Consider the following 26,857-nt stretch of genomic DNA (forward strand, 5'->3'; position numbering starts at 1 on the left):
CGGCCGATTTGCGGGGGCCGGCGCGGAAACAAATACAGGTCGACTGAAGCATGGCAGATTTCGTTGCTATTCTGAAAAAGGCGCTCGACAAGCACGGCGACGAAACGCCCGAAAAGCGTACGCGGATCTATGAAAGCGTTCGTACCATGCTGGCGAAGAAGCTTGCGGAGTATTCGCCGCCGCTGGCCGCCGAAGCCATAAGCACGCAGAAGCGATCCCTGGAAGATGCCATCTCGAGCGTCGAGCGCGACTATGCCAGGGCACTGCCGGCATCCGATCCGCTGGCGGAGCTGGAGCACATCTTCTCCTCCATAGACCGCAACAAGAACCAGTCCAGTCATGTAAAGCCTTCCGCCACGCCTGCGCCGGCCTGGCAGCCGGCGAAACCCGTGCAGCCGGCGCCGACCACCAGGACAGAGCCGAGCTGGCAGAGGCCCGCTCCGACACCGCCTCCGCCTGTGGCGCGTGCAGAAACCATCGACAAGCAAGCCGCGGAGATGGACGCCGACGACGATAGCGCCGATGTCTTTGCCAATGACGAGCAGCCGGCGGCGGACACGTTCCAACGCCTGCGCCCCGCCGAGCGCAGGCGCAGCTATGGCGGGTTGATCGCGGCTGTCGTCGCGCTTTTGGTGGTGGCCGGCGGTGGCTATGGCATCTGGCTGAACAAGGATGCCTTTGGCTCGATGCTGGGCCTCGGCGGCGACACCAAGACGGTCTCGACCGAACCGCTGGTAAAGCCGGCGCCGGCCAAGCCCGCGGCCGATGCACCCGCACCGGCTCCTGCCGGCGAGGGAACGAAGTTCACCCAGCGCCTGTCGCCCGAAGGCGGTGAGACCGATCCCGGTCCCGCGGCCGGTCAAAGCGGCATCGGCGAGGGCGAGTCCGACGCCGCGCTGACCACACCGCCACCCCCGGCTCCAGCGCCACCTGCGGCTCCAGCGCCTGCGACCCCGCCGGCCGGCGACGCCGCAGCCACGGGCGCGCCCGCCACGCCGGCGCCCGACGCTTCCGCCACGCCACCGGCAACGCCGCGCGCCGATGGCGTCGCTCCGCCGGCCAACGGGGCAGCACCGGCTGATGCCGCCGCCACGCCGCCCGCGGCCGGCACGCCGCCCGCTGCGCCGGCGGCCGCCGCTCCCGCGCCGACCGTTGCGGTCGGCCAGAAGGCGATCTTCTACGAGGAACGCACCTCGACCGCGCAAGGTTCGGCCGAACCCGGCAGCATCGTCTGGTCGCTGGTGCAGGAATCGCCCGGCGGCGACCTGCCGCCCGAGCCGGCGATCCGCGCCGAGGCGACCATTCCCGGCAAGGACATCCAGCTGCGCATGACCATCCGCCGCAATACCGACCAGACGCTGCCGGCCAGCCACATCATCGAGATGATCTTCCTGACGCCCGAGGGCTTTGACGGCGGTGGCGTCGACAACATCCTGCGCGTCGCCATGAAGAGTTCGGAACAGGATGCCGGCAGCCCGCTGATCGGCATTCCGGCCAAGATCGCCGACGGCTTCTTTCTGGTGGCGCTCAACGACACCAAGGCCGACGAGGACGCCAATATGACCTTGCTTCGAGGCCAGGACTGGATCGACGTGCCGGTGGTCTACAAGACCGGACGCCGGGCGCTGCTGACCATGGAAAAGGGCATTCCGGGCGAGAAGGTGTTCGACGAGGCGCTGAAGGCCTGGCAGGCCAAGACGGCAGGTTGACGGGCGGCAGTAGCGGCTGCCTTCGCTCAGAAGCCCTGGAACAGCATGTCGAGCGCGGCGACGATGTCGTCGTGATGTCTAGAAAGGTTTCCCTCTGGCATCCGCAATTCGGACGCGCTGAAGGCCGACACAAACTGTGTGACCATCACAAGATCTTTGCCGTTTATAGCGAAGGTCGGGTTCAGGCGGCGGCCAGGAAGCGGGGCAATCTCGGGCGGCATCAAAGGAACGACCACCCTCGTGCTCAGCCCTTCAAGCATATCTGACTGCACGTCGAGAAGATAACCGTCGCTCTCGGTACTCCGATAGAAATCGTAACGCGCCATCAGAACGGCCGGTGTTTAGCCAATGGCAGTCCGTTCTTTCGGACATATTCGTTGGAGCTTTCGATGGCTTCCCTGTTTTCTTCTTGCCATCGACGCGTTTTCTCCGCCGCAATCGCTTTCGCGATCCCTGCTTCGGCAGCGCGGGAGATGTTGATGCCCAACGCTTTGGCGTCCTTGATCAACTGAGAGTCAATGGACGTGTTCACAGAGGTCCGCTGAGTTTTTGGCGTCGATTGAAGCACGGAGATGCCTCCTTTCATGCGCACAATATACGCGCATAAAAGACCGCAGGCAATGCTACCCCTCCATCTCCTCACGCAGCATTTCCAGTTCCAGCCACTCTTCCTCGAGTGCGGCCAGCGTGGCGCGTTCCTTGTCGAGGGCGGCGATGGTCTTTTGGAACGAGGCCGGGTCGCGCTCGTAATAGGCGGGATCGGCGATGTTGTTTTCCAAACGCGAGATCGAGGCCATTACCGCCTCGATCTTCTTGGGCAGCGATTCCAGGGCGAATTTCTGCTTGAACGACAGTTTCTTCGACGGCCCTTTTGGCGCTGCCGGCTCGCTCTTGCCCGGCGCCGGCGCATCGCTGGCTTCGGCCTTGGCGCGCGCCTTGCGGTCGTCGAGCCGGGTGCCGCCGCGCTGCGCCAGCATGTCGGAATAGCCACCGGCATATTCGATCCAGCGGCCGCCTCCGTCCGGGGCGATGATGCTGGTGACGGTGCGGTCGAGGAAGTCGCGGTCGTGGCTGACCAGGATGACCGTGCCGGCAAAGCCGGCGACAAGTTCCTGCAACAGTTCCAGCGTCTCCATGTCGAGATCGTTGGTCGGCTCGTCGAGCACCAGAAGGTTGGCCGGCCGCGCCAGAACACGCGCCAGGAGCAGCCGCGCCCGTTCGCCGCCGGACAGCTCGCGCACCGGGGTGCGCGCCTGTTCCGGCTTGAACAGGAAATCCTTCATGTAGGACACGACATGGCGCTGCTCGCCATTGATGACGAGGTTTTCGCCGCGCCCGTCCGTGAGATACTGCGCCAGGGTCTCGGCCGGATCGACCGCCTCGCGCTTCTGGTCGAGCGTGGCGATTTCCAGATTGGTGCCGAGCCGCACCGAGCCGGCGTCGGGCTTCATCTCGCCGGTGAGCATCTTCAACAGCGTCGTCTTGCCGGCGCCGTTCGGCCCGACAAGGCCGATGCGATCGCCGCGCTGGATGCGGGTCGAGAAGCCTTTGACCACGGTGAGGTCGCCAAAGCTCTTTTCGATGTTTTTGGTCTCGATCACCAGCTTGCCGGATTCGGCGGCGTCGCTGGCCACCATGGTGGCCGAGCCCTCGGCGCCGCGATGGCCGCGAAAACGCTGGCGCATGGTCTGCAGTTCGCCGAGCCGGCGCATGTTGCGTTTGCGGCGAGCCGTCACGCCATAGCGCAGCCAATGCTCCTCGCGCACGATCTGGCGGCCCAGCTTGTGCTGTTCGCGCTCTTCCTCTTCCAGCACAAGGTCGCGCCATTCCTCGAAATGGCCAAAGCCCTTGTCGAGGCGGCGGGTCTGGCCACGGTCGAGCCAGACAGTGGCGCGCGAGACGCGTTCGAGGAAGCGTCGGTCGTGCGAGATGACGATCAGCGCCGAAGACGTCCGGACGAGCTCCTCTTCCAGCCATTCGATGACCGACAAATCGAGATGGTTGGTCGGCTCGTCAAGCAGCAGAATATCGGGTTCGGGCGCCATGACGCGGGCAAGTGCTGCGCGGCGCGCCTCGCCACCGGAGAGATCGTTGGGGTTCTCCGTGCCGGCGAGGCCGAGATGCTCCATCAGATATGTGGCGCGGTAGGGATCGTCGGCAGGCCCAAGCCCGGCCTCGACATAGGCACGCACATTGGCAAAGCCGTCCATATCGGGCATTTGCGGGAGATAGCGCACCGTTGCCGAAGGCTGGCGGAAGACCTCGCCGTCTTGCGGCTCGATCAGACCGGCGGCAATCTTCAGGAGCGTCGACTTGCCGGAGCCGTTGCGGCCGACGAGCGCGATCTTGTCACCGGCGGACGCCGTCAGTTCGGCGCCATCGAGCAGCGGCGTGCCGCCAAAGGTCAGTCTTATGCCGTCGAGGTTGAGAAGGGGCGGGGCCATGTCAGCTTTCAGGCAAGGGGTAGGGGTGGGCGAGCAGCAGCGCGCGGCCATGGCCGAGCTCAATTTCGAGGCCGCCCCCGGTCTTGTTGGACTTGACCTCGTTCGAGATGGTCAGCGACGAGCCGAACACGACCTCGACATGGTCGAGCGGCCACTTCGCGCCGGACACGGTGAGGCCCGAAAGATCGGAAAAGCCGAGCACCGAAAACAGCGTTCCGTCGGCATAGTCGAAGCCGGCCTTGCCGGGCAGCAAAGGGGCGCCTTCCTGCGCTCCGCTGGTCAACAGCACTTTTGTGCCTGTCTCTGCCAGTTGAAGGCTGAGCGCCAGATGCAGGAAGGCGTGGTCGGCGCGCTTGCCGCCGAAAGCGCCGGCCAGCACCAGGCTGGTGGCGCCGCGTTCCAATGCCGCCGCGATCGCCAGTTCGCCATCGGTCTTGTCCTTTTCGGGAGGAAACACCTCCCGCGGCACGGCGGCGAGATCGGCAGGCAGGTCCGCCGGCACAGAATCGAAATCGCCGACCCACAGCTCCGGCATCAGGCCGATCAGGCGGGCATGACCGATGCCGGCGTCGGCGGCGATGACGCGCGTGCCCGCGACCTGGCGGTCGAGCCGCGGCGTGCGGACGAGATCGCCGCCAAGCAGGATGGTGAATGTGCTCATATCCGCTGGCCCTTACCAGCCCCGCCGACGAAACGGAAGGCCGAGCGGCACCGTCACTCTTTGTTGGAGCATGATCTTTTTCCGGAAACGGATTCCACTTTCCGGGATCATGCTCGGGCAAACTTCCGCTTGCGTGGCACCTTGGCCGAGCCTATGTGTCGAAACGCTCTAACGGGGTGCCGGACGCGATCTTCGCGGGCCGGCTGAGAGGCAGTCTCGCCAACCCGCTGAACCTGATCCGGTTTGTACCGGCGGAGGGATTAGACGCTTCGGACAGCCCGACGCCTCAATTCCTTTCAACACGAATGAAGGAGGCGCCGATGCGCATGTTTTTGTCCCGTCTTGTCCCAGCGCTGGGGCTTGCTGTTTCGCTACTGGCAAGCCCTGCGTCAGCGCAGGAAAAACTCACGATCTATACCTATGAGAGTTTCACTGCCGACTGGGGTCCGGGACCCCAGGTGAAGAAGGAATTCGAAGCCGAGTGCGGCTGCAGCGTCGACTTCGTCTCGGCGGCCGACGGCGTCGCGCTGCTCAACCGCGTCAAGCTGGAAGGAGCCTCGACCAAAGCCGATATCGTGCTTGGCCTCGACACCAACCTCACCGCGGAAGCCAAGGCTTCCGGCCTGTTTGTCCGACATGGCGCGGTGGCTGAAAACAACGTGCCGGGCGGCTGGAGCGACGACACTTTCGTGCCCTACGATTATGGCTATTTCGCCGTCGTCTACGACACCGAGAAGCTGAAGAACCCACCGAAGAGCCTGAAGGAATTGGTCGAGGGCGATGCCGCCGACAAGATCGTCATCCAGGATCCGAGGACGTCGACGCCGGGCCTCGGCCTGCTGCTGTGGGTCAAGTCGGTCTATGGCGACAAGGCGCCGGAAGCCTGGGCGAAACTCAAGGGCAAAGTGCTGACGGTGACGCCGGGCTGGAGCGAGGCCTACGGCCTGTTCACCAAGGGCGAGGCGCCGATGGTGCTTTCCTATACGACGTCGCCGGCCTACCACATGGTGGCCGAGAACACCGGGCGCTACCAGGCGGCCTCGTTCGAGGAAGGCGAGTATCTGCAGATCGAGGTCGCCGGCATCACCACCACGGGCGCGAAGAATCCGCTGGCGGCGAAGTTCCTGGCCTTCATGACCGGGCCGAAATTCCAGGATGTCATTCCGGAAACCAACTGGATGTTCCCGGCCGGGAAAACCGACAAGCCGCTCAATCCGGCTTTTGATAGGCTGGTCAAGCCGGCGAAGACCTTGCTGTTCAGCCCGGAAGAGGTCGCGGCAAATCGCAAGGCCTGGGTGGATGAATGGCTGGCGGTGATGAGCAAGTAGATTTGGCTGTATAGTCAAAAGATGAGTGCTCTACGGCGCCCCCCTCTGTCCTGCCGGACATCTCCCCCACGAGGGGGGAGATTGGCCTTTACGTTGACTTTCGCCAATCTCCGAAGCTGCAGGAATGAGCGGAGCGCTAAAACCGCCAATCTCCCCCCTCGTGGGGGAGATGTCCGGCAGGACAGAGGGGGGCGCGAAGGAACGCGACGCCCGGTAAAGAGTGCAACGCTCTGACCCCCGCATCACGGCCGGCATTGTCGCGCTTGCGGCAATCGCGCTGCTGATCGGTGGCGCCTTCGCCGGCCTTATCCGCGAAGGCGCGCACGACCTTTCCGGCGCCGCGTCCGCCTTTGACCTCTATCTCCTGCGCGTTGTCCGCTTCACGCTCTGGCAGGCTGCGCTCTCGACTCTGCTTTCCGCCGTACCGGCGCTCTTCGTCGCCCGGTCGCTGTCGCGGCATCCGCGCTTCTTCGGACGCGGCTTCATCCTGCAGCTGTTCACTGTGCCCCTTGCCTTGCCGGCAATTGTCGGAGCGCTGGGCATACTGGCGCTCTATGGCCGCGCCGGTTATTTCGCCGCGATCCGTGGCCAGAGCTGGCCCGACATCTATGGGCTGTCGGGCATCCTCGTCGCCCACGTCTTCTTCAACCTGCCGCTGGCCACCCGGCTGTTCCTCGAAGCGCTGGGAACGGTGCCGGCCGATCAATGGCGGCTGGCGAGCCAGCTCGGCATGGGGGCGAGGCCAGCCTTCCGGCTGATCGAGTGGCCGGTGCTGCGCGCCGCGCTGCCGGGCGTCGCCGGGCTTGTCTTCATGCTTTGCATCACCTCCTTCACCATCGTGCTGATCCTCGGCGGCGGGCCGGCGGCGACGACGCTGGAAGTCGCCATCTATCAGGCGCTGCGTTTCGACTTCGATCCGGCGCGAGCGGTGACGCTGACGGTGCTGCAGATCGCGCTGACTTTTGCCGTCATGCTGGCGCTGACGCGGCTCGGCGCCAATGTGACCGGCGACGCCAATTTGCCTGTCGCGCCGCGCCGCTATCACTTGGCCGGCAAAGCAGAAACAGCGTTCAACGCCGTCCTGATCGTGCTCGCCTTGCTGTTCGTCGCCGGACCAATGGCGGCCACCGTCGCGTCCGGCCTCGGCGCCGATCTCGGCCGGCTGGCGGGCGAGAGTGCCGTGCGTCAGGCGACCCTGACCAGCGCCGGTCTCGCCCTCTCGGCGGCGCTACTTTCGGTGGCGCTGTCGCTGTCGCTGATCATGGCTCGGCGGGCACTGTCGCTGCGCCGCCGGTCCAGTGCCCGTTCATTGCTCGAACATGCCACCGACACCGGCGCCGGCTTCGTCCTCGTCGTGCCGCCCATTGTCATCGGCGCCGGCTGGTTTCTCCTGCTGCGCACGGTCAGCGATGTCTTTGCCATCGCGCCGGTCATGGTCGTCATCGTCAATGCGGTGATGGCGATGCCCTTTGCCATCCGCGCGATGCGCCCGGCCTATGATGCGGCGAGCGAGCGCCACGAAAAGCTGTGCGCGCAGCTCGGCATTGCGGGCTGGAACCGGCTGCTTCTGGTCGACTGGCCATCGCTCCGGCGGCCGCTGGCCACCGGCTTTGCCTTCGCCATGGCACTGTCGCTCGGCGATCTCGGCGTCATCGCGCTGTTCGGCAGCGATTCGGTACAGACCTTGCCCTATCTCCTGCTGGCGCGCATGGGCAGCTATCGCACGGCCGATGCTGCCGGGCTGGCTTTGCTGCTCGGGGCGGTCTGCCTTGCATTGGTGGTCGCGGCAGACTGGCTGGGACGGGGAGAGAGATCGTGACGTCCGCTGTGGAGAAAGGCACGACTGTCCGGCTGGACAAGGTCTCGTTCAGCTATGGCGAAACGTCATTCCTGTTCGATGTCGAATTCCATACATCTAAGATCACCGCCATCATGGGGGCAAGTGGTTCGGGCAAATCGACCTTGCTCAATCTGGTGGCTGGTTTCGAGACGCCGGAGTCCGGTCGTGTGCTGATCGGCGGCGCCGATGTCGGCGCCGAGCCGCCTTCGGCGCGGCCGGTGTCGATGGTATTCCAGGAAAACAATCTGTTTGCTCATCTCTCGGTGGAGAAGAATGTCGGGCTCGGCCGCTCGCCATCGCTCAACCTGACCGACGCCGATCGCGCCGCAATCGCCGAGGCGCTTGACCGCGTCGGCCTGGCCGGCAAGGAGATACGCCTGCCGCGCGAACTCTCCGGCGGCGAAAGGCAGCGCGTAGCGCTCGCCCGCGTTCTGGTGCGCGACCGGCCAGTGCTGCTGCTCGACGAGCCGTTCGCTTCGCTCGGGCCAGCACTGCGCGACGACATGCTCGACCTGGTGGCCGGCGTTCATGCCGAGCGGGCGATGACGGTGCTGTTCGTCACGCATCAGCCGGAAGACGCTCGCCGTATCGGCGAGCAGATGGTTTTTCTGGACAATGGCAGGGTTGCCGCGACGGGACCTGCCGCCGATTTTTTCGACGGCACTGGCCCTGAAGCGTTTCGGCGCTATATCGGCGCAAGTTCGGGCGGATCACGCGATATTGCCCGGAAGCGGACATAATTTACGACCAAACCGGCTACAGGTGATGTGGCGCTTGCTTGCCATGGTCCAGCTGATGTGGCTAGGTCCGCTTAGTACTGGTCCGGCACGAGCCGTGATTTGCCCCCTACAGCGCCGCATCCGGCCGGATGCGTAAACGCTGTAGGTTTTTTGATGTGTGCAGGATTGCCAACGAAAACCGATTTTTCGCTGGCGCGGACCCCGGTCCAAATCATGCGCCGAGAGCTGAAGGAACGCCGTGCTGCCGACCGGCACTGACACTTTGAAACGCAGACCGCTGGTGCGCTTCCTCGCGCTGGCCGGCCTTGCCGTGGCGCTGGCCAGCTGCCAGATGTTCACGCCTCCCGAAGTGCAGGAATCTGGCTTCCAGCCTTCCGACAAGCCGATCACGGTCGACAATGTCGCCGCCAACAGCAAGCTTGCCGAACTGGCGAAGGCACAGCATCCGCGCATCCTTGCCACCTATGGCGGCGAATATTCCGATCCCAAGCTCGAGCGCATGGTGGCCAAGGTTGTCGGCAGCCTGACCGTGGTGTCGGCCAATCCGACCCAGACCTATCGCATCACCATCCTCAATTCGCCAAACGTCAACGCTTTCGCGCTGCCGGGCGGCTATCTCTACGTCACCCGCGGCCTGCTGGCGCTGGCCAATGATTCGGCCGAACTCGCCGCCGTCATCGCGCATGAGATGGGCCACGTCACCGCCAATCACGGTCTGCAGCGACAGCAGCTCGAGGCCGAGGAAGGCCTGGCGACCAAGGTGGTCTCCGATGTGCTGGGCGACAGTCCGACCGCCAAGCAGGCATTGATCCGCGGCAAGCTGAGGCTGGCGCAGTTCTCGCGCAACCAGGAGCTGGAGGCAGACGCGATCGGCATCAAATCGATCGGCGAGGCGGGTTACGATCCCTATGCCGCCGGGCGTTTCCTGCAGTCGATGTCGGCCTATACCGATTTCCGCTCGATCAGCGGCGCCACCGACGCCAGCCTCGACTTCCTGGCTACGCACCCCAACACGCCGCAGCGAATTGATCTGGCGCAGCGCCACGCCCGCCAGTTCGGCGCGCCGGGCATCGGCACCCGCGACCGCGATTCCTTCCTGGCCGGGATAGACGGCCTGCTCTATGGCGACACGCCGGAAGAGGGCTATGTGCGCGGCCAGACCTTCCTGCATCCGGGCCTCGGCGTTTCGTTCACGGTGCCCGACGGCTTCATCATCGACAATTCGGCAGCGGCGGTGACGGCGACCGGTCCCGGCGACATGGCGATCCGCTTCGACGGTGTGTCGATCGACAAGGATCGTGCGCTGACCGACTACATCAGAAGCGGCTGGGTGGCCGGTCTCGACGAGACCAGTGTGCGCCAGGAGACGATCGACGGCAACGAGGCGGCGACAGCGCACGCCGGCGCCGATGGCTGGCAGTTCGACATTGCAGTGATCCGCGCCGGCGGCCAGGTCTATCGCCTGCTGACGGCCGCCCCCTCGGCCAGCACGACACTCGATCCGGTGGCACGCTCGGTCAGCGGTTCGTTCCGCGTGCTCAGCCCCGCCGAGAAAGCGGCACTGAAGCCGCTGCATATCCGCGTCGTCACGGTACAGGCCGGGCAGACGATGGGCACACTTTCGGCGCAGATGGTCGGCGTCGACCGCAAGCTCGATCTGTTCCGCGTGCTCAACGCGATGTCGCCGGGCGCCTCGGTTTCGGCCGGCGACAAGGTCAAGATCGTCACGGACAGATAGCGCCGGTCTTCGTCAGAAACCCCAGCCTTCGTAGTGCTTTTTTCTGAGATAACTTTTCTGAGATAACTCGGGGCGGTACCCCTGTTCCTGGCAATCTCACGCTGCCATGAATTCGGGGTTCTGCTTGACCAGCGCGAGCTTGAGCTTTTCCATGGCGCGGGCCTCGATCTGGCGGACACGCTCCTTGGAAATACCGAGCGTCTCGCCGAGCGCCTCAAGCGTCGCACCTTCGTCGGTCAGCCGGCGCTCCTCGATGATCCTGAGTTCGCGGGCATTGAGCGCGCGGAGCGCCGTCTTCAGCCACATCAGGCGCCGTTCGACGTCGATGGTGTCGCCGGCGACCTCGTCAGGCAATGGATCGTCCGAAATCAGGAAGTCCATCCGCTCGGTGGTGCCGGCTTCGTCGGCGAGCGGTGCGTTGAGCGAAGAGTCAGGTGCTGAAAGCCTGGAATCCATCTTCGCGACATCGGCCTCGGAGACGCCTAGGGCTACCGAGACTTCGCGGTAGAGCGTGGCGTTGGAGATCGGCTCGGCGCCATTGGCAAGACGGGCGCGCAGGCGCCGCAGGTTGAAGAACAGCGCCTTTTGCGCCGAAGAGGTGCCGCCGCGAACGATCGACCAGTTGCGCAGGATATAGTCCTGCATCGAAGCGCGGATCCACCATGTCGCATAGGTCGAGAAGCGCACCTCGCGCTCCGGCTCGAAACGCGCGGCTGCTTCCAGCAGCCCGACATGGCCCTCCTGGACCAGATCTCCGAGCGGCAGGCCGTAATGTCGGAATTTCGAAGCCATGGAGATGACCAGCCGCATATGGGCGACGGTGATCTGATGCAGCGCCTGCTGATCCTGGTCCTCCTTCCAGCGCAAGGCGAGAACATGTTCCTCATCGCGCTCGAGGTAGGGGGCTTTCATTGCCGTGCGGACCATGGTCCGTCCTGCCGTGTCTTCGATCATGCCGCGCTCCTGCTCCCGGACATTTTCGGACGGCCTGGCGGCCGTTATCTCTGTTTGACGCAATTCCGAAGGAAACCGCTTTCCCACTTTCCTGGAATTGCTTCGGGCCTAGCGCAGCCAAGGGTTCTTGAAATGGAAACGCGGCGCCCTACAACAAGCCATGAACGTGCCATACCGGGGATTGGTTCCGCCGCCGAGGGCGGTTGTTTTGTGCGGTCCGACAGGGCGCATCGACACCGCAGATCGGGACTATTGGCACCGATCGGAGCTGCTTTGAGAATCTGATTTCTGGATCGCCGTTTTTTTGAAATCTGGTTCCTTATTTTGCTGCGCTGTATCTGTCAGTTTCCGGCTCTCACAAGCGCCGGACACCGGCCAAGGACGGGATCACATAGAAATGAAATGGCTCAATTCGCTCATCATCGCCGGAACGCTGCAGGTTCTGGCTGTTACATCAGGCCACGCCGGCGCCAATCTCGACCAGATCAAGCAGGCCGGCACACTCAAGGTCGGCACCGAAGGCACCTATGCGCCCTTCACCTATCATGATGCTTCCGGCGCGCTGGTCGGCTTCGACGTCGAGATCGCCAAGGCGATCGGCGACAAGCTCGGCGTCAAGGTCGAGTTCCTCGAAGGCAAATGGGACGGGCTGATCGCCGGCCTCGACGCCAACCGCTACGACGCCGTGATCAACGAGGTCGGCATCACCGACGCGCGCAAGGCCAAGTACGATTTCTCCGATCCTTACATCGCCTCCAAGGCCGTGCTGATCGTGCGCGGCGACAACACCGACATCAAGACCTTCGCCGACCTCAAGGGCAAGAAGTCGGCACAGTCGTTGACATCGAATTTCGGCAAGCTCGCCGAGACCAACGGCGCCGAACTTGTCGGCACCGACGGCTTCGACCAGTCGATCCAGCTGCTGCTCACCGGCCGCGCCGACGCCACCATCAATGACAGCCTGTCTTTCCTCGACTTCAAGAAGCACAAGCCGGACGCCAATGTGAAGATCGCCGCGCAGGAAGAGAACGCCGACTATTCCGGCGTCATCGTGCGCAAGGGTGATCCGGAGCTGGTCGCGGCGATCAACAAGGCGCTGGCCGACATCAAGGCCGACGGCACCTACAAGAAGATCGCCGATACCTATTTCGGCCAGGATGTCTCGCAGTAAAGACCATCTCCCGGCGGTTTGCCGGCAATGACAAATAGCGGCGGGCCGTCTTTGACGGCTCGCCGTTATTCGCATGATATGAGAAGCACACAATCGCACTGCCGTCACCGCGGCGGTCTGTGAGGGAGGAGCCGTTCGTGCCGCACTGGCTACACCTGATGCTGGACTCGTTGCCGACACTGCTGTGGGCGGCGTTGATCTTCACCGTACCGCTGACATTGCTATCGTTCGCACTCGGCCTGTTCGTCGGCCTGGTTGTCGCCCTGGTGCGGCTGTTCGGCCCCAAGCCTCTGGTTGCCGTGGTCCGCTTCTATGTCTGGATCTTTCGCGGCACGCCGCTTCTGGTGCAGCTGTTCCTGATCTTTTACGGCCTGCCTTCGGTCGGCATATTGCTGGATGCTTTTCCGGCGGCGCTGATTGGCTTCACCCTCAACATAGGCGCCTACAGTTCGGAAATTATCCGCGCCGTGATCGGCTCGGTGCCGAAGGGCCAGTGGGAAGCGGCCTATTCGATCGGCATGACCTGGAGCCAGGCGATGCGGCGCACCATCCTGCCGCAAGCCGGCCGCGTCGCCGTGCCGCCGCTGTCCAACACCTTCATCTCGCTGGTCAAGGATACGTCGCTGGCCGCCGCCATCACCGTGCCGGAGATGTTCCAGGCGGCGCAGCGCATCGTCGCCACCACCTATGAACCGCTGATCCTCTATGTCGAGGCGGCGATCCTTTATCTGGCGATGAGCTCGGTGCTTTCGGCCTTGCAGACGCGGCTGGAGGAGCGGCTCAACCGCTATGGCGGCTTCCTGGAGGCGCGCTCATGATCGGCCTCACCGATATCGAAAAGCGCTTCGGCGACAATCTGGTGCTGAAGGGCGTGACGGTCACCATTGCCGAAGGCAGCGTCACCGCGCTTGTCGGTCCCTCCGGCGGTGGCAAGAGCACTCTGCTGCGCTGCATCAACCTGTTGGAGATCCCGACCTCGGGCATGGTGCGCATCGGCGACGAGACGCTGGAATTCCGTCCCGGCATCAAGATCCCCAGCCGCGACATCCAGCGCCTGCGGCTGCAGACCGGCATGGTGTTCCAGAACTTCCAGCTGTTCCCGCATCGCACCGCGATCGAGAACGTCATGGAAGGCCTGGTGACGGTGCTGAAATGGCCGACGGCAAAGGCGCGCGAGCGGGCACTGGCGCTGCTCGAGAAGGTCGGCATGGCGCACAAGGCGGATGATTGGCCGGCAACGCTGTCGGGCGGCCAGCAGCAGCGTGTGGCCATCGCCCGCGCCCTGGCGCCGTCGCCCAAGGTTCTGCTCTGCGACGAGCCGACCTCGGCGCTCGATCCGGAACTGGCGCAGGAAGTGGTCGACGTGCTCGGAAAACTCGCCAGCGAAGGCACCACCATGGTGATGGCCACGCACGACCTTCGCCTTGCCTCCAAGATCGCGCAGGAGGTGGTGTTCCTCGATGCTGGTGTCGTCGTCGAGAAGGGGCCGTCCACCGTGGTGTTCAGCAATCCGGAGCGGGAACGGACCAAGCGTTTTATTGCGACGCTGAAGCAGGAGGCGGAGAAGGAAGCCGGCGGCTGAGCCTTCTACCTCCCTCTTGTGGGGAGGTCGGACGGAAGGTCCGGGTCGGGTCTGTTGCCGTCCCCCATCTTCGCAGCGACCTGCCTGGGCGAGCCACGGGTCTCGCCCGTCCTTGGAACCCCACAAGGGGAGGGTAAAAACATAAACCCGGCACAAGGCCGGGTTTTCATGAATTCGACGGTGAAAGCGATCAGGCAGCTTCTTCCTGCTCGGCTTCCTCATTGTCGGCCTTGGCGCCGCGCTTCGGGCCCTTATTAAGGTTGACCTCGATCAGGCGCACGGCTTCGGTTTCCGACATGCGGTTGACTGCCGCGATCTCGCGCGCCATGCGGTCGAGTGCCGCCTCATAGAGCTGGCGCTCGGAATAGGACTGTTCCGGCTGGTTGTCGGCACGGTAGAGGTCGCGCACGACTTCCGAGATCGAGATCAGGTCGCCCGAATTGATCTTGGCATCATACTCCTGCGCACGGCGCGACCACATGGTGCGCTTGACGCGGGCGCGGCCCTGCACGACCTTCAGCGCGCGCTCGACATAATCCTCTTCCGACAGCTTGCGCATGCCGATGGAGGTCGCCTTGGCGACCGGAACCTTCAGGCGCATCTTGTCCTTCTGGAAGTCGATGACGAACAGTTCCAGCTTGTGGCCCGCAACTTCCTGCTCGTCGATCGAGACGATCTGGCCGACGCCGTGTGCCGGATAGACGATGTACTCGCCGGTCTTGAAACCGTGGCGTGCCGAGGTGGACTTCTTCTGCGGGGTGATCGTTGCCATTACGCCCTGAACTCCTTGTTGTGGCACCGGCGGCCTGCCGGTCCGAACGCATGCGACCGGGGACACCGATCGTTAGCCGCACAACAAGATGAACCCATCGGAAAAAGCCGGGACCGGCAAACCGCATACATAGCGACTGCCTGGCCCAGATCGCTCTGGTCCGATTGGGGATTTCACCTTTCAGTGATTTGGGGCGCTTGCGCCATAAATCGACGTTGTGTCACCGGCATGTTTCAACTGGTGTAGCACAAAAAGTCGGAAGAATCAAGGTTTTGCTGCAAACGCGAAGGTCGAGCGACATCGCCGCCTGTCAAGGCAGTTAATGTATGATGCGCGTTACGCAGCGTTATGACGATCCAATAGGCCGCACTTTTTTGCTTTGCGCATCACCCTTTCCGAAATCGATTCCGATTCCAGGGTCATGCGCTCAATCGCCTTCGCCGGGCTCGGCGGAGAAATATTTCTCGAACTTGCCGGCCTCGCCGTCGAAGCTCTTGGCATCTGCCGGAGGCTCCTTCTTGGCGGTGATGTTGGGCCATTTCTCGGCGTATTCGGTGTTGACCTGCAGCCATTTGTCGAGGCCCGGCTCGGTGTCGGGCTTGATTGCATCGGCCGGGCATTCCGGTTCGCAGACGCCGCAGTCGATGCACTCGTCGGGATGTATGACAAGCATGTTCTCGCCCTCGTAAAAGCAGTCGACCGGACAGACCTCGATGCAGTCCATGTACTTGCATTTGATGCAGTTGTCGGTCACGACATAGGTCATTGGTCGGCTCCGGGACGTCCCGTTCTTGCTAGAGCGACGTGCGTCCACTTGGACGCACAAAGTACGCTCTAACACTTTGAATCTGCGCATCGTGCCTTCCGAAAAATCGATTTCCGATTTTCGCGCCGATGCGGCGGCTTTTTTGGTGAGGTAACGCCTTTGCCTGCCGCTTGCAAGGGCAGCCATTGCAGGCGGGGCCCGCGTGTCCGGAATGAAATTCCAGACCGCCGGCATGGCGCAGACAGCCAAGGCTTCAGTCTTCGCCGAACAGCCGGTCGGTTTGCCTGCGCTCTTTCTTGGTCGGCCGGCCGCTGCCGGCGTCGCGCAGCGCCGGAATGGCATCGGCAACAGCCTCGCCTTTCGGCGCCGGCGGCGGGGACATGTCCTCGTAGAGCGTGCGCGCTTCCTCGGCCGGACCGCGCCGCACGCCGGTGCCAAGCACCTTCCAAATGAAAATACGGCGCTCGTGCGTAATGGTCAAAACGTCGCCAGGCTTGACCAGATCGGAGGCCTGCGCTGCTTTGTCGCTGTTGATGCGGACGCGTCCGGCGACAACCAGCTTGGCCGCCAGCGAGCGCGATTTTATCGCGCGCGAAAAGAACAGCCACTTGTCGATGCGCTGACGACCTTCAGCAACCATCGCAGCGAGTTATTTCTTGTTGGAGCATGATCTTGTCCGAAAACCGGTTCCACTTTTCGGGATCATGCTCAGAGCTTACTTCTTCAGCTGGTCGCGCAAGGCGGCGAGCTTGGCGAAGGGCGAGTCCGGATCGAAGCGCGCCGGGCGTTCCTCGCGTGGCTTGGCCTGGAAAGCCGGCTTGGCGCCTTGCGGTCCGCCTTTGCCTTCCGGCCTGCCGCCTTTCCAGTCAGGCCGGCCCTCGCGCGGACGCTCGCCTTGCGGCTTGCCGTCGCGGCGCTGTTCGCCCTCGGCCTGCGGCTTGGGCTTGAACTTCGAACGGTCGAAGCGTGGCTTGGCGGCACCGTCGCGCTGGTCGCGCCGGCCCTGATAGGCCGGCCGTTCGCCCGGTGCCGGCTGTCCGCCGGCAGCGTCGGCCGGCGCATCGGCGCGGCCAGCCTGGCCGTTACGCGGGCGATTGTCCCGGCCTTGACGATGGCGCGGGCGCTGCTCGAAACGACCCTGCCGCCACAGCAAGATGGGCTTTGGCGCTTCGGCCTCGGGGACAGGCTCAGCGCTTCCACCCTCCCCCTCGTGGGGAGGGTCGGCGCGCAGCGCCGGGGTGGGGGCAGCGCCGGCGTCGGCGGTTGCGCCTGCATCGGCTACGCGGTCTGCACTATCGGTTTCGTCAGCGCTGTCACCCCCACCCGCGTCGCTTCGCGCCGCGACCTCCCCCATCGAGGGGGAGGTAAAAGCGTCGGCGCTTTCGGTGACAGTGTCGTCAGCCTCTGCAACGGCCGGAGCGTGTTCTTGCGCTGCAGGCTCTGCAGTTGTTTCGTCGATGGCTGGGACCTCGGCGGTAGCTTCAACGGCCGCAGCTGGCTCCGAACCCTCGGCAGGCGCTTCCGGCTGAGCGTCTGCAACAGCCTCCGATGCGACTTCGGCAACGGGCTCCTCAGCCGTAACCTCAGTGGCGGAAGCCGCATCCGGCTCCGAACTGTCGGTCGGCGCTTCAGCGACAGCTTCGCCTGCAGCGGCTTCCGCCGTCTGGGCCTGCTCGGCCTTCGCTGCCGCTTCCGCCAGCTTTGCCGCCGCGGCTTCGCGCACCGCGTTGTCCTGTGCTTCCAGCCGCGCCTTGACCTCTGCCGGCGGCTTCGGCTCGGCGCGATAGCCGAGACCTTTCAGGATCTCTTCCATGTCGTCGGCGGTTGCGCCGAGGATGGACATCATCGGCGGCGTCACCATGAAGGACTGGCCGTCATAGGCGCCGTCCGGGCGCTGTCCCAGACCGGGCTTCCAGTTGGTCGCAGGCCGGATCAGGTCGGCCAGCCGTTCCAGAATGTCGATGCGCACGGCGCGGCGGCCGAGATTGCGGTAGCCGGCAAGCTTGTAGAAGCTCTTGTCGAAAGCCGGATCGATGACCACCGAGGTGCGGCCGGAAGCCAGTGCGTGCACCACGTCGCCAAAGCCCGGCTTGTCCTTGCCGTCGTTCTTCAGCGCCCACAACAGCGTAATCAGTCCGGCGGGCGCCGGCTTGATCAGCGCCGGCACGAAGACGTGGTAGGCGCCGAAGCGCACACCGAGCCGGCGCAAGGCGGCGCGACCCTCCTGGTCGAGCGACTTCATTTCCTCGGCGATGTCGCGGCGGTTGATGAGGCCGAAATGCTCGACGAGCTGGAAGGCGATGCCACGGCCGATGCCGGCGATCTGCTCGGCATTCTTCAAGTCGACCAGCGGCTTCAGCAGCGACTCGATCTGGAAATTGACGAAACGCTCGGCGCGCGCGGCGACCTTGTCTCGGGCGGGGCCGGTCAACTGCTCGTCGGCCAAAAGCACCAGGCGCGGCTTCAGCGCGTCCTCGCCGGCAACCAGCGTGCCGATCGGCGCGCCGATCCAGCGCAGCGTGCCGTCGGAGCCGAGCGCAAGGTCGCCATTGGCGCAGGCGCCGAAGCGTTCGGCACGCGCCTCGAACTCGGCGGCCAGCGCTTTTTGCGCTGCCGTACGCACGGCCTTGGCGTCTTCGCCGCCGGCGCTCTGGTCGGCGGTGAAGCGGAACCCTTGCAACTCGCCGACATGATGGCCTTCGACAAGGACGGTTCCGGTAGGACTGATTTCGGCTTCAGGCATTGTATTTTCTCTAAGGCGCCGCATGAGGACGGAAGTCCTGCGGTCTACAAACCGTTTCGTCAACCGCTCATGCAGCGCATCCGACAATCTGTCTTCGATTTCGCGCGTCTTTTCCCGCCAGTGTGCCTGATCGGCCAGCCAGCCCGGCCGGTTGGACACGAATGTCCAGGTGCGGATCTGCGCAATGCGGTGCGACAGCGTGTCGATGTCCCCCTCGGTCGTATCGGCGCGGCGCACCTGCTCGGCCATGTAGTTCTCGTCGACATGGCCGTGTTTGGCGAGGTCGGTGTAGATAGAAGCGATCAGGTCGGAGTGCTGGGCCGGCGCGATCTTGCGGTAGTCCGGCAACGCGCAGGCTTCCCACAGCAGCGCCACGCGCTTGGCATTGGTAGCCAGCGCGCGGATGTCCTCGTCGCGGGAGAGATGTTCGAGCGCCTGCGCATCGACCGCCGGCAGCGCCCGCGTCAGGCCTTCGACCGGCGCGTTGGTTTCGATCGAGCGCTTCAGCGCGTCGAGGCTGGCGAAGTCGAAATGCGCGGTGCGCCATTGCAGCACCTTCACCGGATCGAACTCGTGCCCCTCGATGCGCTTGACCAGTTCCTCGTCCAGCGGATCGACCTGACCGGTGACGCCGAAGGTGCCGTCGCGCAGATGCCGGCCGGCGCGGCCGGCGATCTGGCCGAGCTCGGCCGCCGTCAGGTTGCGGTACTGGTAGCCGTCGAATTTGCGGTTCTGGGCGAAGGCGACATGATCGAGATCAAGGTTGAGGCCCATGCCGATGGCGTCGGTGGCGACGAGATAGTCGACGTCGCCTGCCTGGAACATTGCCACCTGGGCGTTGCGGGTGCGGGGCGACAGCGCGCCGAGCACGACCGCCGCTCCTCCTTGCTGGCGGCGGATCAGCTCAGCGATGGCATAGACCTCGTCGGCGGAGAAGGCGACGATGGCCGTACGCCGCGGCAGGCGGGTCAATTTCTTCGAACCGGCATAGGCCAAGTGCGACAGGCGAGGGCGCGTCACCACCGAGACGCCTCTCAGCAGCTTTTGCAGGATGCCATGCATGGTGGCCGCGCCGAGCAGCAGCGTTTCCTGGCGGCCGCGCAGGTGCAGGATACGGTCGGTGAAGATGTGGCCGCGCTCGAGGTCGCCGGCGAGCTGCACCTCGTCGATTGCGACGAAGGCAACGTCGGTCTCGCGCGGCATGGCTTCGACGGTGCAGACCGAATATTTCGCGCCGGGCGGCTGGATTTTTTCCTCGCCGGTGATGAGCGCCACCTTGTGGGCGCCGACCTTTTCGCAGACGCGGGCATAGACCTCGCGCGCCAGAAGGCGGAGCGGCAGGCCGATAATGCCGCTCTCATGCGCCACCATGCGCTCGATGGCGAGATGGGTCTTGCCGGTGTTGGTCGGACCCAGCACGGCAGTCACGTCGCGACCCGACAGGATCAGCGGCTCGGTGTGTTTCGGCTGGATGTTCATCGGCCTGGAGATGAGGCTTTCTGCATCGTGTTGTCGGGAGCGCGCCTCGCATGGCGCGTATGACAGGCGACACATAGGGATTTCAGGCGCGAAGCGAAAGCGGAATGTTCCGGCCGGCAGTCCCACGGTTCGTCGTTGAGGTCTCAATTAACAGTTGGAACGAGTCTGGAACGAATCGGCGACGAATCAGTGACTCCGGCAGATTCAGCTTTTGTTCACGGCTACATGTGGATTTTGCGAGCCTGAGTCTCACCATATGCTGAATCGCGGAGACTGGCCCGATTCCTGCAAGGCGACCATTGGCGTTAACCTTTGCCGGCGGGGCATCGTCGTGATCCGATACGCCTCGGCCAACATTATGAAATTGCTGAATTTTCTTAATCGGCCTTAACCATTTTCCGGTGGTATTCGGCCTTGGTCGTTAACGTTCCGCTCAAAGCCGGAACGAATGGGTGACGAATCAGCGATGGCGGGATTTTCCTGGTTTGTTCACCCCAACATGTTGTGTTGTCCACAGCTTGTCCACCGAGAATTCACAGCTTGCGAACCGGGTTTTGCACATGGCGCCTAAAAATCGTTAATCTTTGCGTGCCGGAACGGGTCAATGTCTCGCGCGCAGCCCGGGGAACATCGCCGGCCGGCGATGAAAAACGGGCCATAAGGCGGCCCGTCCTACCGAGCGAAATTGCTGTCGTTCAGGCGAAGTACTGGCCGCCATTGGCGGTGATGGTCGAGCCGGTGATGAAACCGGCGTCCTCAGAGGCGAGGAAGACGACGCAACGCGCGATCTCTTCCGGTTCGCCGAGGCGGCCGACCGGGATCTGCGGAATGATGCGTTCATTCAGCACCTTCTCGTCGATCGCCTTGACCATCTCGGTGGCGATGTAGCCGGGGCAGATGACATTGACTGTGATGCCCGCGCGCGCGCCCTCCTGCGCCAGCGCCTTCGAGAAGCCGATGTCGCCGGCCTTTGCGGCGGAATAGTTGACCTGGCCGGCCTGGCCTTTCTGGCCGTTGATGGAGGAGATGGTGATGACGCGGCCGAATTTGCGGTCGCGCATGCCGCCCCACAGCGGATGCGTCATGTTGAAGACCCCAGACAGATTGGTGTCGATGACTTCCTTCCACTGCTCGCGCGTCAGCTTGTGGAACATGGCGTCGCGGGTAATGCCGGCATTGTTGACCAGCACCGAGACCGGGCCGAGATCGGCCTCGACCTGTTTGATTCCGGCGGCACAGGCGTCGTAGTCGGCGACCGACCATTTGTAGGCCTTGATGCCGGTTTGTGCGCTGAACTTCCCCGCTGCCTCGTCATTGCCGGCATAGTTGGCGGCAACGGTGTAACCGGCATTCTTCAGGCCGATCGATATGGCGGCGCCGATGCCGCGCGATCCACCGGTGACGAGCGCTACTTTGGTCATTGAAAGTTCTTCCTCCCTTTGGTCGGAAGAAGGGAATAGGGAGTAGGGAATAGCGAGTAGGGATCGATATCCCGCCGCGCTGCTCCTTCTTCCCTATTCACTACTCCCTATTCACTACTCACTTCTTGTTCACAGCGCTTCCACGCACAGAGCGACGCCCATGCCGCCGCCGATGCACAGCGTGGCAAGGCCCTTCTTGGCGCGGCGGCGGCGCATCTCGAAAACCAGCGTGTTGAAGACGCGGGCGCCCGACGCGCCGATCGGATGGCCGATGGCGATGGCGCCGCCATTGACGTTGACGATCGACGTATCCCAGCCCATGCCCTTGTTGACGGCGCAGGCCTGCGCAGCGAAGGCTTCATTGGCCTCGACAAGGTCGAGGTCCTTGACCGACCAGCCGGCCTTCTCGAGCGCCCGCTTCGAGGCGGGAATAGGTCCGGTGCCCATGATCGCCGGATCGACGCCGGCCGTCGCCCATGAGGCGATGCGCACCAGCGGGGTGATGCCGCGCCTTGTGGCTTCAGCCTCGCTCATCAGCAGCGCGCCGGCGGCGCCGTCATTGATGCCCGACGCGTTGGCGGCGGTCACGGTGCCGTCCTTGTCGAAAGCCGGCTTCAGCTTGGACATGGCGTCGATGGTGGCGCCGTGGCGGATGTACTCGTCCTGGTCGACGACAGTGTCGCCCTTCCTGCCCTTGATCGTGAAGGCGACGATCTCGTCCTTGAACTTGCCGGCCTTCTGCGCGGCCTCGGCCTTGTTTTGCGAGGCCAGCGCAAACTGGTCCTGGTCGTCGCGGGTGATCTGGAACTGGCGGGCGACGTTCTCGGCGGTGTTGCCCATGTGGTAGCCGTTGAAGGCGTCCCACAACCCGTCCTTGATCATGGTGTCGATCATCTTGTAGTCGCCCATCTTGACGCCGGCGCGCAGGTGCTCGGCGTGCGGCGACAGCGACATCGATTCCTGGCCGCCGGCGATGATCACAGTGGCGTCGCCGGCGGCGATCTGCTGCATGCCGAGCGCGATGGCGCGCAGGCCAGAGCCGCAAACCTGGTTGAGCCCCCAGGCGGTGGTCTCCTGGGGCAGGCCGGCATTGATCGACGCCTGGCGGGCGGGGTTCTGGCCCTGCGCGGCGGTCAGCACCTGGCCGAGAATGACCTCGTCGACTTCACCCGGCTCGACGCCGGCGCGCGCCAAAAGCTCCCTGATGACGACGGCGCCAAGTTCATGCGCCGGGGTGGCGGCGAAGGCGCCGTTGAAAGAGCCGACAGCCGTGCGTGCGGCGCTGGCAACGACGATTGAATTGGAAGCGGACATTTTTCTCTCCAGACTTCGAGGTGTCGTGTTCTTGGGGGCTTGTTGGGACTTTTCTTGCCCGTTCCACACCCCAAGTCAAACCGGAAATGGGCATGCCGGCCAAGCGCCGCAAGCAGGGCGCGGGCGGCCGGCGGGATCGCCCAACCTTTGCTGCGCAGCATAATTGGCCGGCCATGCAGCAATAAATGATGCCGCACTGCACAAAGCGCTTGGAATTATAGAGCTTTTGCGCATATCCTTAAAAATGGCGCAATCGTTACCGGCGGCTTACTCAGGCGCGCCGGTGTCCCGGGAGGATGCTGATGGCCGCGAAAGACGACCCTATCATTATCAAGAAATATGCCAATCGCCGGCTCTACAACACCGGCACCAGCACCTATGTCACGCTCGAGGATCTGGCCGAGATGGTCAAGAAGGGCGAGGAGTTCACCGTCCAGGACGCCAAGACCGGTGACGACATTACCCATCCGGTGCTGACGCAGATCATCTTCGAACTGGAGAACAAGGATGGGCAGAACATGCTGCCGATCCCGTTCCTGCGCCAGTTGATCGCTTTCTATGGCGACCAGATGCAGCAGATCGTGCCGAGCTTCCTCGAACAGTCGATGATGGCCTTCTCCAAGGAACAGGAGCGGTTCCGCGAGCAGATGAAGGGCGCGATCGGCAAGTCGCCGCTGGATGTGATGAAGATCGCCACGCCGATCAAGGCGCTGGAAGAGCAGACACGCCGCAACATGGAAATGTTCCAGAACGCGATGCGCCTGTTCACGCCCTTCCCGACCGCCGCCACAAATGCTGCGGCCGCGGCTGCACCCGAGCCGGCCCGCAAGGACGTCCCGGAAAAGAGCGGCGACGACCTTCAGGAACTGAAGCAACAGATCGCCGCCATGCAGCGCAAGCTCGACACCATGTCGTAAGCGACCGCCGCATGGTCGACCGCCCTCAGTTGGTCGAGGCGGCCGTTACGGGTCGATTTTCAGCTGCCACGGTTCCCAGATATCGTCGGGCTGGCCGTCGAGCGAGCGGTAGAAGGCTTTGGCCGGCGAGTTGGATTTCAGCACCGTCCATTTGATGGCGGAGGCGCCAATGCTCAAAGCGTGTTGGCGAAGCTGTTCAACAAGCGCATGGCCGACCCCCATGCCGCGCGTCGCTTCAGTGACGTAGAGTTCCTTCAGCCAGACAACCGGCTTCAGGTCGTAGGTCCAGGGGATGAGGTAGTGGACGGCGATGCCGACGATCACGCCCTCTCGCTCCGCCACCAACACGCCGAACCGGGGCGATGGCCCCAGCCCGTGCTCGATGAGGTTCGCTTCGGTGACGCGAAGCTTGTCGTCATAACCCTCGAAGACAGCTAGCGCCCGCATGAGGGCGAGCACCGCACCGACATCCTGGCGCTCGAATGGACGAATTCTAACCATCGCCTTCTGCATGCTTGCTCAGTCTTCAAGGCCGACCATATCGCGTGGCCTCACGCGTGCAAGACACCGGGCTCCTTGCCTGAAGCGAAAGGAAGGTCCTCGTCCTGCCAACCGGTTATGCCGCCGATCATGATCTTCACGGGACGACCGAGGCTGGCCAGCTTGAAGGCCGCCTGATCCGCGCCATTGCAATGCGGTCCCGCGCAATAGACGACGAACAGCGTCTTTTCGGGCCATTGCACCATCCGCTCGGCCGATATTTCGCGGTGGGGCAGATGCAGCGCGCCCGGCACATGGCGGCGTCCATAGGCTTCCGGCGAACCGACCACATGCAGGAGAACAAAGTCCGGCTCCCCGGCACGCATTGCGGCGGCGACGTCGGAACAGTCGGTCTCGACGGAAAGCCGGCGCAGAAAATGGTCGCGGGCGATATCCGGCGATGCCGCCGGAATGTCTGTCACGTGGCTCATCCTCGTATCTCCATTGCTGATGCGACGGAGAGATAAGACAGGAAGCAGGGCGATTGCAGCTGGCAGCTTTGCCATATATCGTCAAGATCATGCCATCCTCTGCCAATCCGCGCCCTGCCAACCCTCTTGTCGTTGCCGTTGCCTATGACGGGCTGTGCACGTTCGAGTTTGGCGTGGCGGTTGAGATCTTCGCCTTGCCCCGGCCGGAAATGGGTGAGGATTGGTACCGTTTTGCGGTTGCCGGTATTGATACCGGTGAAATGCGCGCGCTGGGCGGCGTGCGTATTGTTGCCGACGGCGGGATCGATCTGATCGGCCAGGCCGGCACGGTGATCGTACCGGGATGGCGCGGAACGGAGGCTCCGGTGCCGCCGGCGCTGATCGAGGCGCTTCGAAAGGCACACGAGCGCGGCTCTCGCATTCTTTCGATCTGTTCGGGCGTGTTCGTGCTTGCCGCCGCCGGCCTGCTTGCGGGCAAAAGAGCGACCACGCATTGGCGCTACAGCGAGAAGCTGACGGAGATGTACCCCGACATCACCGTGATTCCGGACGTTTTGTACATCGATGAGGGCAATGTGCTGACATCGGCAGGCAGTGCCGCGGGCATCGACCTCTGCCTGCATCTGGTTCGGCGCGACTTCGGCACCAAGGCTGCAAACATGGTGGCGCGCCGTCTGGTCGTGCCGCCGCATCGCGACGGCGGCCAGGCGCAGTATGTCGAGAGTTCCGTTCCCGAGCCACATGAGCGCAGCCGGCTTGGACCGTTGATCGACAGGATGCGCGCCGATATTGCCGCCGACTATCCCGTCGCCATCTTGGCCGAGCTTGCCGGTATGAGCGAGCGGACGTTCCTGCGCCGGTTCGCGGCCGCAACCGGCGTCACGCCGGCGCGCTGGCTGCTGTCGGAACGGCTTTCGCGGGCGCGCACGCTGCTGGAAGACACCGCCATGCCGATCGAACGGATTGCCGAGACTGCCGGCTTTGGCGCGGCAGGCACGCTGCGGCATCATTTTCGTCAGCAGTTCGCCACGACGCCCGTCGCGTACCGTGCGCGGTTCGGGAACACGGCCAGGTCGGCTTAAGTCACGCGTCCCTCATAGCGGCCACGCGGCCTGATGATGCTGCCGCTAATGATCTGTTCGACCATATGCGCGGCCCAGCCGACACTGCGTCCGAGCGCAAACAGCTGGAACGGTGCATCGCGCGGCAAGCCAAGGCCGCGCGTTAGTGTGGCCAGGGCGAAGTCGATGTTGGGCTGGGCACCGGCCGCCGCCATGGCGGCTTTTTGCAGCTGTTGCAGCGTCTCGTCGACAGGGATGACTTCCAGAAGTGCGGTGGCACGGGGATCGCCTTCGGGATAGAGCGGATGGCCGAACGCCGGCAAGGGCCGATCATGGCCGAGCCAGCGCCGGATCGCCGCATCCGCGCCGTGGGCTGCTGCATCTTCAGCCAGTTGCATCACCGCTTCGCCGGCACCACCGTGGCGCGGGCCGGACAGCGTTGCCAGGCCGGCCAGCAGGCATGCGGCAGGCGAGGCGCCTGTGGACGCTGCGACGCGGGCGGCGAAGGTCGATGCGTTGAGTTCATGATCGGCGAGCAGGACGAGGGCGCAGCGGATCGCTTCCGCGCCGGCATCATTCACCGACCAGCCCTGCGCCAGGCGCTTATGGACGGGCGCTGTGCCGGTTCCGGCGCCCAGCGACTGCGCCAGCGCTGCGACTGTGTGCGCGGCTTCAGTGCACAGCGAGGCGGCGCTGCGCCCGAGCGAAGGCCGCCCCTGGCCGGCAAGCATGGCAAGCTGCGCAAAGGCCGAGGCGCGGCCGACTGGATGAGGCGCTTCAGATGACGGAGCTTTGAAAGCCACCGGTTCAGTCGAGGCCCAGAGCACAGCAGCGGTTTCCTCCAGCGTCGCCGCTTTGGAGAGCGCAACGGCGTCTTGCCCTCGATAGATCAGTCGACCGTGCAGCACAGTCGAAATCGCGGTGACAATCGAGGGTTCGCCCCAGGCGATCGCACTCTCGGCGATGGCCGAGGGACTGCGGCCCCGCGCCCGGCGGGTCGCCAATGCCGCGATGTCGTCGGCGCGGTACTGGCTGCGGCGCGGGTCGCTCTCATCCGGCCGCATGCCGATGCGGCCGCGGCTGACATAGGCGTAAAGCGTCTGCGGCCGGACCTTGAGCCTTTCCAGCGCCTCTTCCCGCGACAGCCATTCGGACATTTTTAGCTCACATATTGATTATATTGATCAAGATTGATCGAGGCGCAGTCTAACCCTTATCTCCCATGCAGAAAAGCTGCAAGGAGATG

The 26,857-nt window shown here is 64.0% G+C and carries 24 protein-coding genes and 1 riboswitch; of the genes, 10 read left to right on the forward strand and 14 right to left on the reverse strand.

The window, feature by feature from the left end:
- The first annotated feature begins 50 nt into the window (after positions 1-50).
- A complete protein-coding gene (locus tag NKI32_RS12575) occupies positions 51-1,709 on the forward strand; it encodes a hypothetical protein (RefSeq protein ID WP_353002751.1) in 1,659 nt (552 codons plus the stop codon).
- Between the two features lie 26 nt (positions 1,710-1,735).
- On the opposite strand, the gene NKI32_RS12580 is transcribed toward NKI32_RS12575, so the two are convergent.
- The 4 genes from NKI32_RS12580 to NKI32_RS12595 are packed head-to-tail and all read right to left on the reverse strand — an operon-like array spanning position 1,736 to position 4,814.
- Complete coding sequence (locus NKI32_RS12580; RefSeq protein ID WP_023673676.1) at positions 1,736-2,035, reverse strand: CcdB family protein; 300 nt, start codon at positions 2,033-2,035, stop codon at positions 1,736-1,738.
- Complete coding sequence (locus NKI32_RS12585) at positions 2,035-2,277, reverse strand: type II toxin-antitoxin system CcdA family antitoxin (RefSeq protein WP_023693600.1); 243 nt, start codon at positions 2,275-2,277, stop codon at positions 2,035-2,037. The genes NKI32_RS12580 and NKI32_RS12585 overlap by 1 nt, the downstream gene beginning before the upstream one ends.
- Before the next feature lie 55 nt (positions 2,278-2,332).
- On the reverse strand, positions 2,333-4,153 hold the full coding sequence (locus NKI32_RS12590; RefSeq protein ID WP_353002753.1) for an ABC-F family ATP-binding cassette domain-containing protein: 1,821 nt from the start codon (positions 4,151-4,153) through the stop codon (positions 2,333-2,335).
- 1 nt (position 4,154) lies between these two features.
- Entirely contained in the window at positions 4,155-4,814 is a 660-nt protein-coding gene (locus NKI32_RS12595) for a thiamine diphosphokinase (protein WP_352666382.1), read from the reverse strand.
- A 162-nt stretch (positions 4,815-4,976) separates the two neighbouring features.
- Positions 4,977-5,091, forward strand: a riboswitch (TPP riboswitch).
- Positions 5,092-5,134: 43 nt separating this feature from the next.
- Between NKI32_RS12595 and thiB the strand changes: the two genes are divergently transcribed.
- The 4 genes from thiB (at position 5,135) to NKI32_RS12615 (ending at position 10,460) form a co-directional block, all read left to right on the forward strand.
- On the forward strand, positions 5,135-6,142 hold the full coding sequence (gene thiB / locus NKI32_RS12600; RefSeq protein WP_353002754.1) for a thiamine ABC transporter substrate binding subunit: 1,008 nt from the start codon (positions 5,135-5,137) through the stop codon (positions 6,140-6,142).
- Between the two features lie 220 nt (positions 6,143-6,362).
- Positions 6,363-7,961: a thiamine/thiamine pyrophosphate ABC transporter permease gene (gene thiP, locus NKI32_RS12605; protein ID WP_353002756.1), complete on the forward strand. Its 1,599-nt coding sequence runs from the start codon at positions 6,363-6,365 to the stop codon at positions 7,959-7,961.
- On the forward strand, positions 7,958-8,722 hold the full coding sequence (gene thiQ / locus NKI32_RS12610; RefSeq protein ID WP_353002757.1) for a thiamine ABC transporter ATP-binding protein: 765 nt from the start codon (positions 7,958-7,960) through the stop codon (positions 8,720-8,722). The genes thiP and thiQ overlap by 4 nt, the downstream gene beginning before the upstream one ends.
- Before the next feature lie 331 nt (positions 8,723-9,053).
- Positions 9,054-10,460 carry a M48 family metalloprotease gene (locus NKI32_RS12615; protein ID WP_245260366.1) on the forward strand — a complete coding sequence of 469 codons (1,407 nt, stop codon included), beginning with the start codon at positions 9,054-9,056 and terminating at the stop codon, positions 10,458-10,460.
- A 96-nt stretch (positions 10,461-10,556) separates the two neighbouring features.
- Here NKI32_RS12615 and NKI32_RS12620 read toward each other — a convergent pair whose 3' ends face one another.
- Positions 10,557-11,414, reverse strand: a complete 858-nt coding sequence (locus NKI32_RS12620) for an RNA polymerase factor sigma-32 (protein ID WP_023731851.1) — start codon at positions 11,412-11,414, stop codon at positions 10,557-10,559.
- A 397-nt stretch (positions 11,415-11,811) separates the two neighbouring features.
- Here NKI32_RS12620 and NKI32_RS12625 point away from each other — a divergent pair, with 397 nt between their 5' ends.
- The 3 genes from NKI32_RS12625 to NKI32_RS12635 all read left to right on the forward strand — a co-directional run bounded on the left by NKI32_RS12625 (position 11,812) and on the right by NKI32_RS12635 (position 14,167).
- Positions 11,812-12,585: an amino acid ABC transporter substrate-binding protein gene (locus tag NKI32_RS12625; protein WP_023673667.1), complete on the forward strand. Its 774-nt coding sequence runs from the start codon at positions 11,812-11,814 to the stop codon at positions 12,583-12,585.
- 137 nt (positions 12,586-12,722) lie between these two features.
- The gene (locus NKI32_RS12630) at positions 12,723-13,403 is read left to right on the forward strand and encodes an amino acid ABC transporter permease (protein ID WP_023693608.1); all 681 of its coding nucleotides are present in this window, start codon (positions 12,723-12,725) and stop codon (positions 13,401-13,403) included.
- The gene (locus tag NKI32_RS12635; protein ID WP_023673665.1) at positions 13,400-14,167 is read left to right on the forward strand and encodes an amino acid ABC transporter ATP-binding protein; all 768 of its coding nucleotides are present in this window, start codon (positions 13,400-13,402) and stop codon (positions 14,165-14,167) included. The genes NKI32_RS12630 and NKI32_RS12635 overlap by 4 nt, the downstream gene beginning before the upstream one ends.
- Before the next feature lie 190 nt (positions 14,168-14,357).
- On the opposite strand, the gene NKI32_RS12640 is transcribed toward NKI32_RS12635, so the two are convergent.
- The 6 genes from NKI32_RS12640 to NKI32_RS12665 all read right to left on the reverse strand — a co-directional run bounded on the left by NKI32_RS12640 (position 14,358) and on the right by NKI32_RS12665 (position 22,662).
- Positions 14,358-14,939: a CarD family transcriptional regulator gene (locus NKI32_RS12640; protein WP_023673664.1), complete on the reverse strand. Its 582-nt coding sequence runs from the start codon at positions 14,937-14,939 to the stop codon at positions 14,358-14,360.
- A 427-nt stretch (positions 14,940-15,366) separates the two neighbouring features.
- Positions 15,367-15,705, reverse strand: coding sequence for a ferredoxin FdxA (gene fdxA, locus NKI32_RS12645; protein WP_013529180.1), 339 nt, complete (start codon positions 15,703-15,705; stop codon positions 15,367-15,369).
- A gap of 253 nt (positions 15,706-15,958) precedes the next feature.
- Positions 15,959-16,345 (reverse strand): RNA-binding S4 domain-containing protein, encoded by a 387-nt coding sequence (locus tag NKI32_RS12650; RefSeq protein WP_023673663.1) that lies wholly within the window; start codon positions 16,343-16,345, stop codon positions 15,959-15,961.
- Positions 16,346-16,420: 75 nt separating this feature from the next.
- Positions 16,421-19,927, reverse strand: coding sequence for a helicase-related protein (locus NKI32_RS12655; protein ID WP_353002759.1), 3,507 nt, complete (start codon positions 19,925-19,927; stop codon positions 16,421-16,423).
- Positions 19,928-20,622: 695 nt separating this feature from the next.
- Positions 20,623-21,348: an acetoacetyl-CoA reductase gene (gene phbB, locus NKI32_RS12660; RefSeq protein ID WP_023698448.1), complete on the reverse strand. Its 726-nt coding sequence runs from the start codon at positions 21,346-21,348 to the stop codon at positions 20,623-20,625.
- A gap of 129 nt (positions 21,349-21,477) precedes the next feature.
- Positions 21,478-22,662 carry an acetyl-CoA C-acetyltransferase gene (locus NKI32_RS12665; RefSeq protein WP_352652190.1) on the reverse strand — a complete coding sequence of 395 codons (1,185 nt, stop codon included), beginning with the start codon at positions 22,660-22,662 and terminating at the stop codon, positions 21,478-21,480.
- 302 nt (positions 22,663-22,964) lie between these two features.
- On the opposite strand from NKI32_RS12665, the gene phaR reads away from it, so the two are divergent.
- Positions 22,965-23,579: a polyhydroxyalkanoate synthesis repressor PhaR gene (phaR, locus tag NKI32_RS12670; RefSeq protein WP_023685813.1), complete on the forward strand. Its 615-nt coding sequence runs from the start codon at positions 22,965-22,967 to the stop codon at positions 23,577-23,579.
- A gap of 45 nt (positions 23,580-23,624) precedes the next feature.
- Here phaR and NKI32_RS12675 read toward each other — a convergent pair whose 3' ends face one another.
- Positions 23,625-24,080: a GNAT family N-acetyltransferase gene (locus tag NKI32_RS12675; RefSeq protein WP_031194243.1), complete on the reverse strand. Its 456-nt coding sequence runs from the start codon at positions 24,078-24,080 to the stop codon at positions 23,625-23,627.
- A 50-nt stretch (positions 24,081-24,130) separates the two neighbouring features.
- Positions 24,131-24,550 carry a rhodanese-like domain-containing protein gene (locus NKI32_RS12680; protein ID WP_027050807.1) on the reverse strand — a complete coding sequence of 140 codons (420 nt, stop codon included), beginning with the start codon at positions 24,548-24,550 and terminating at the stop codon, positions 24,131-24,133.
- Positions 24,551-24,639: 89 nt separating this feature from the next.
- Between NKI32_RS12680 and ftrA the strand changes: the two genes are divergently transcribed.
- Entirely contained in the window at positions 24,640-25,632 is a 993-nt protein-coding gene (ftrA, locus tag NKI32_RS12685) for a transcriptional regulator FtrA (RefSeq protein WP_023708560.1), read from the forward strand.
- Here the strand turns inward: ftrA and NKI32_RS12690 are convergent.
- On the reverse strand, positions 25,629-26,768 hold the full coding sequence (locus NKI32_RS12690; protein WP_027050805.1) for a citrate/2-methylcitrate synthase: 1,140 nt from the start codon (positions 26,766-26,768) through the stop codon (positions 25,629-25,631). The genes ftrA and NKI32_RS12690 overlap by 4 nt on opposite strands.
- Between the last annotated feature and the right edge of the window lie 89 nt (positions 26,769-26,857).

It is taken from the genome of Mesorhizobium sp. M0761, from assembly GCF_040320205.1.
GTDB lineage: Bacteria > Pseudomonadota > Alphaproteobacteria > Rhizobiales > Rhizobiaceae > Mesorhizobium.

What these genes read in the sequence shown, in the direction of transcription:
- NKI32_RS12575 (WP_353002751.1), top strand. Translation starts at nt 51, where the DNA reads ATGGCAGATTTCGTTGCTATTCTGAAAAAGGCGCTCGACAAGCACGGC.
- NKI32_RS12580 (WP_023673676.1), bottom strand. Translation starts at nt 2,035, where the DNA reads ATGGCGCGTTACGATTTCTATCGGAGTACCGAGAGCGACGGTTATCTT.
- NKI32_RS12590 (WP_353002753.1), bottom strand. Translation starts at nt 4,153, where the DNA reads ATGGCCCCGCCCCTTCTCAACCTCGACGGCATAAGACTGACCTTTGGC.
- NKI32_RS12595 (WP_352666382.1), bottom strand. Translation starts at nt 4,814, where the DNA reads ATGAGCACATTCACCATCCTGCTTGGCGGCGATCTCGTCCGCACGCCG.
- thiB (WP_353002754.1), top strand. Translation starts at nt 5,135, where the DNA reads ATGCGCATGTTTTTGTCCCGTCTTGTCCCAGCGCTGGGGCTTGCTGTT.
- NKI32_RS12615 (WP_245260366.1), top strand. Translation starts at nt 9,054, where the DNA reads ATGTTCACGCCTCCCGAAGTGCAGGAATCTGGCTTCCAGCCTTCCGAC.
- NKI32_RS12620 (WP_023731851.1), bottom strand. Translation starts at nt 11,414, where the DNA reads ATGATCGAAGACACGGCAGGACGGACCATGGTCCGCACGGCAATGAAA.
- NKI32_RS12625 (WP_023673667.1), top strand. Translation starts at nt 11,812, where the DNA reads ATGAAATGGCTCAATTCGCTCATCATCGCCGGAACGCTGCAGGTTCTG.
- NKI32_RS12635 (WP_023673665.1), top strand. Translation starts at nt 13,400, where the DNA reads ATGATCGGCCTCACCGATATCGAAAAGCGCTTCGGCGACAATCTGGTG.
- NKI32_RS12640 (WP_023673664.1), bottom strand. Translation starts at nt 14,939, where the DNA reads ATGGCAACGATCACCCCGCAGAAGAAGTCCACCTCGGCACGCCACGGT.
- fdxA (WP_013529180.1), bottom strand. Translation starts at nt 15,705, where the DNA reads ATGACCTATGTCGTGACCGACAACTGCATCAAATGCAAGTACATGGAC.
- NKI32_RS12650 (WP_023673663.1), bottom strand. Translation starts at nt 16,345, where the DNA reads ATGGTTGCTGAAGGTCGTCAGCGCATCGACAAGTGGCTGTTCTTTTCG.
- NKI32_RS12655 (WP_353002759.1), bottom strand. Translation starts at nt 19,927, where the DNA reads ATGAACATCCAGCCGAAACACACCGAGCCGCTGATCCTGTCGGGTCGC.
- phbB (WP_023698448.1), bottom strand. Translation starts at nt 21,348, where the DNA reads ATGACCAAAGTAGCGCTCGTCACCGGTGGATCGCGCGGCATCGGCGCC.
- NKI32_RS12665 (WP_352652190.1), bottom strand. Translation starts at nt 22,662, where the DNA reads ATGTCCGCTTCCAATTCAATCGTCGTTGCCAGCGCCGCACGCACGGCT.
- phaR (WP_023685813.1), top strand. Translation starts at nt 22,965, where the DNA reads ATGGCCGCGAAAGACGACCCTATCATTATCAAGAAATATGCCAATCGC.
- NKI32_RS12675 (WP_031194243.1), bottom strand. Translation starts at nt 24,080, where the DNA reads ATGGTTAGAATTCGTCCATTCGAGCGCCAGGATGTCGGTGCGGTGCTC.
- NKI32_RS12680 (WP_027050807.1), bottom strand. Translation starts at nt 24,550, where the DNA reads ATGAGCCACGTGACAGACATTCCGGCGGCATCGCCGGATATCGCCCGC.
- ftrA (WP_023708560.1), top strand. Translation starts at nt 24,640, where the DNA reads ATGCCATCCTCTGCCAATCCGCGCCCTGCCAACCCTCTTGTCGTTGCC.
- NKI32_RS12690 (WP_027050805.1), bottom strand. Translation starts at nt 26,768, where the DNA reads ATGTCCGAATGGCTGTCGCGGGAAGAGGCGCTGGAAAGGCTCAAGGTC.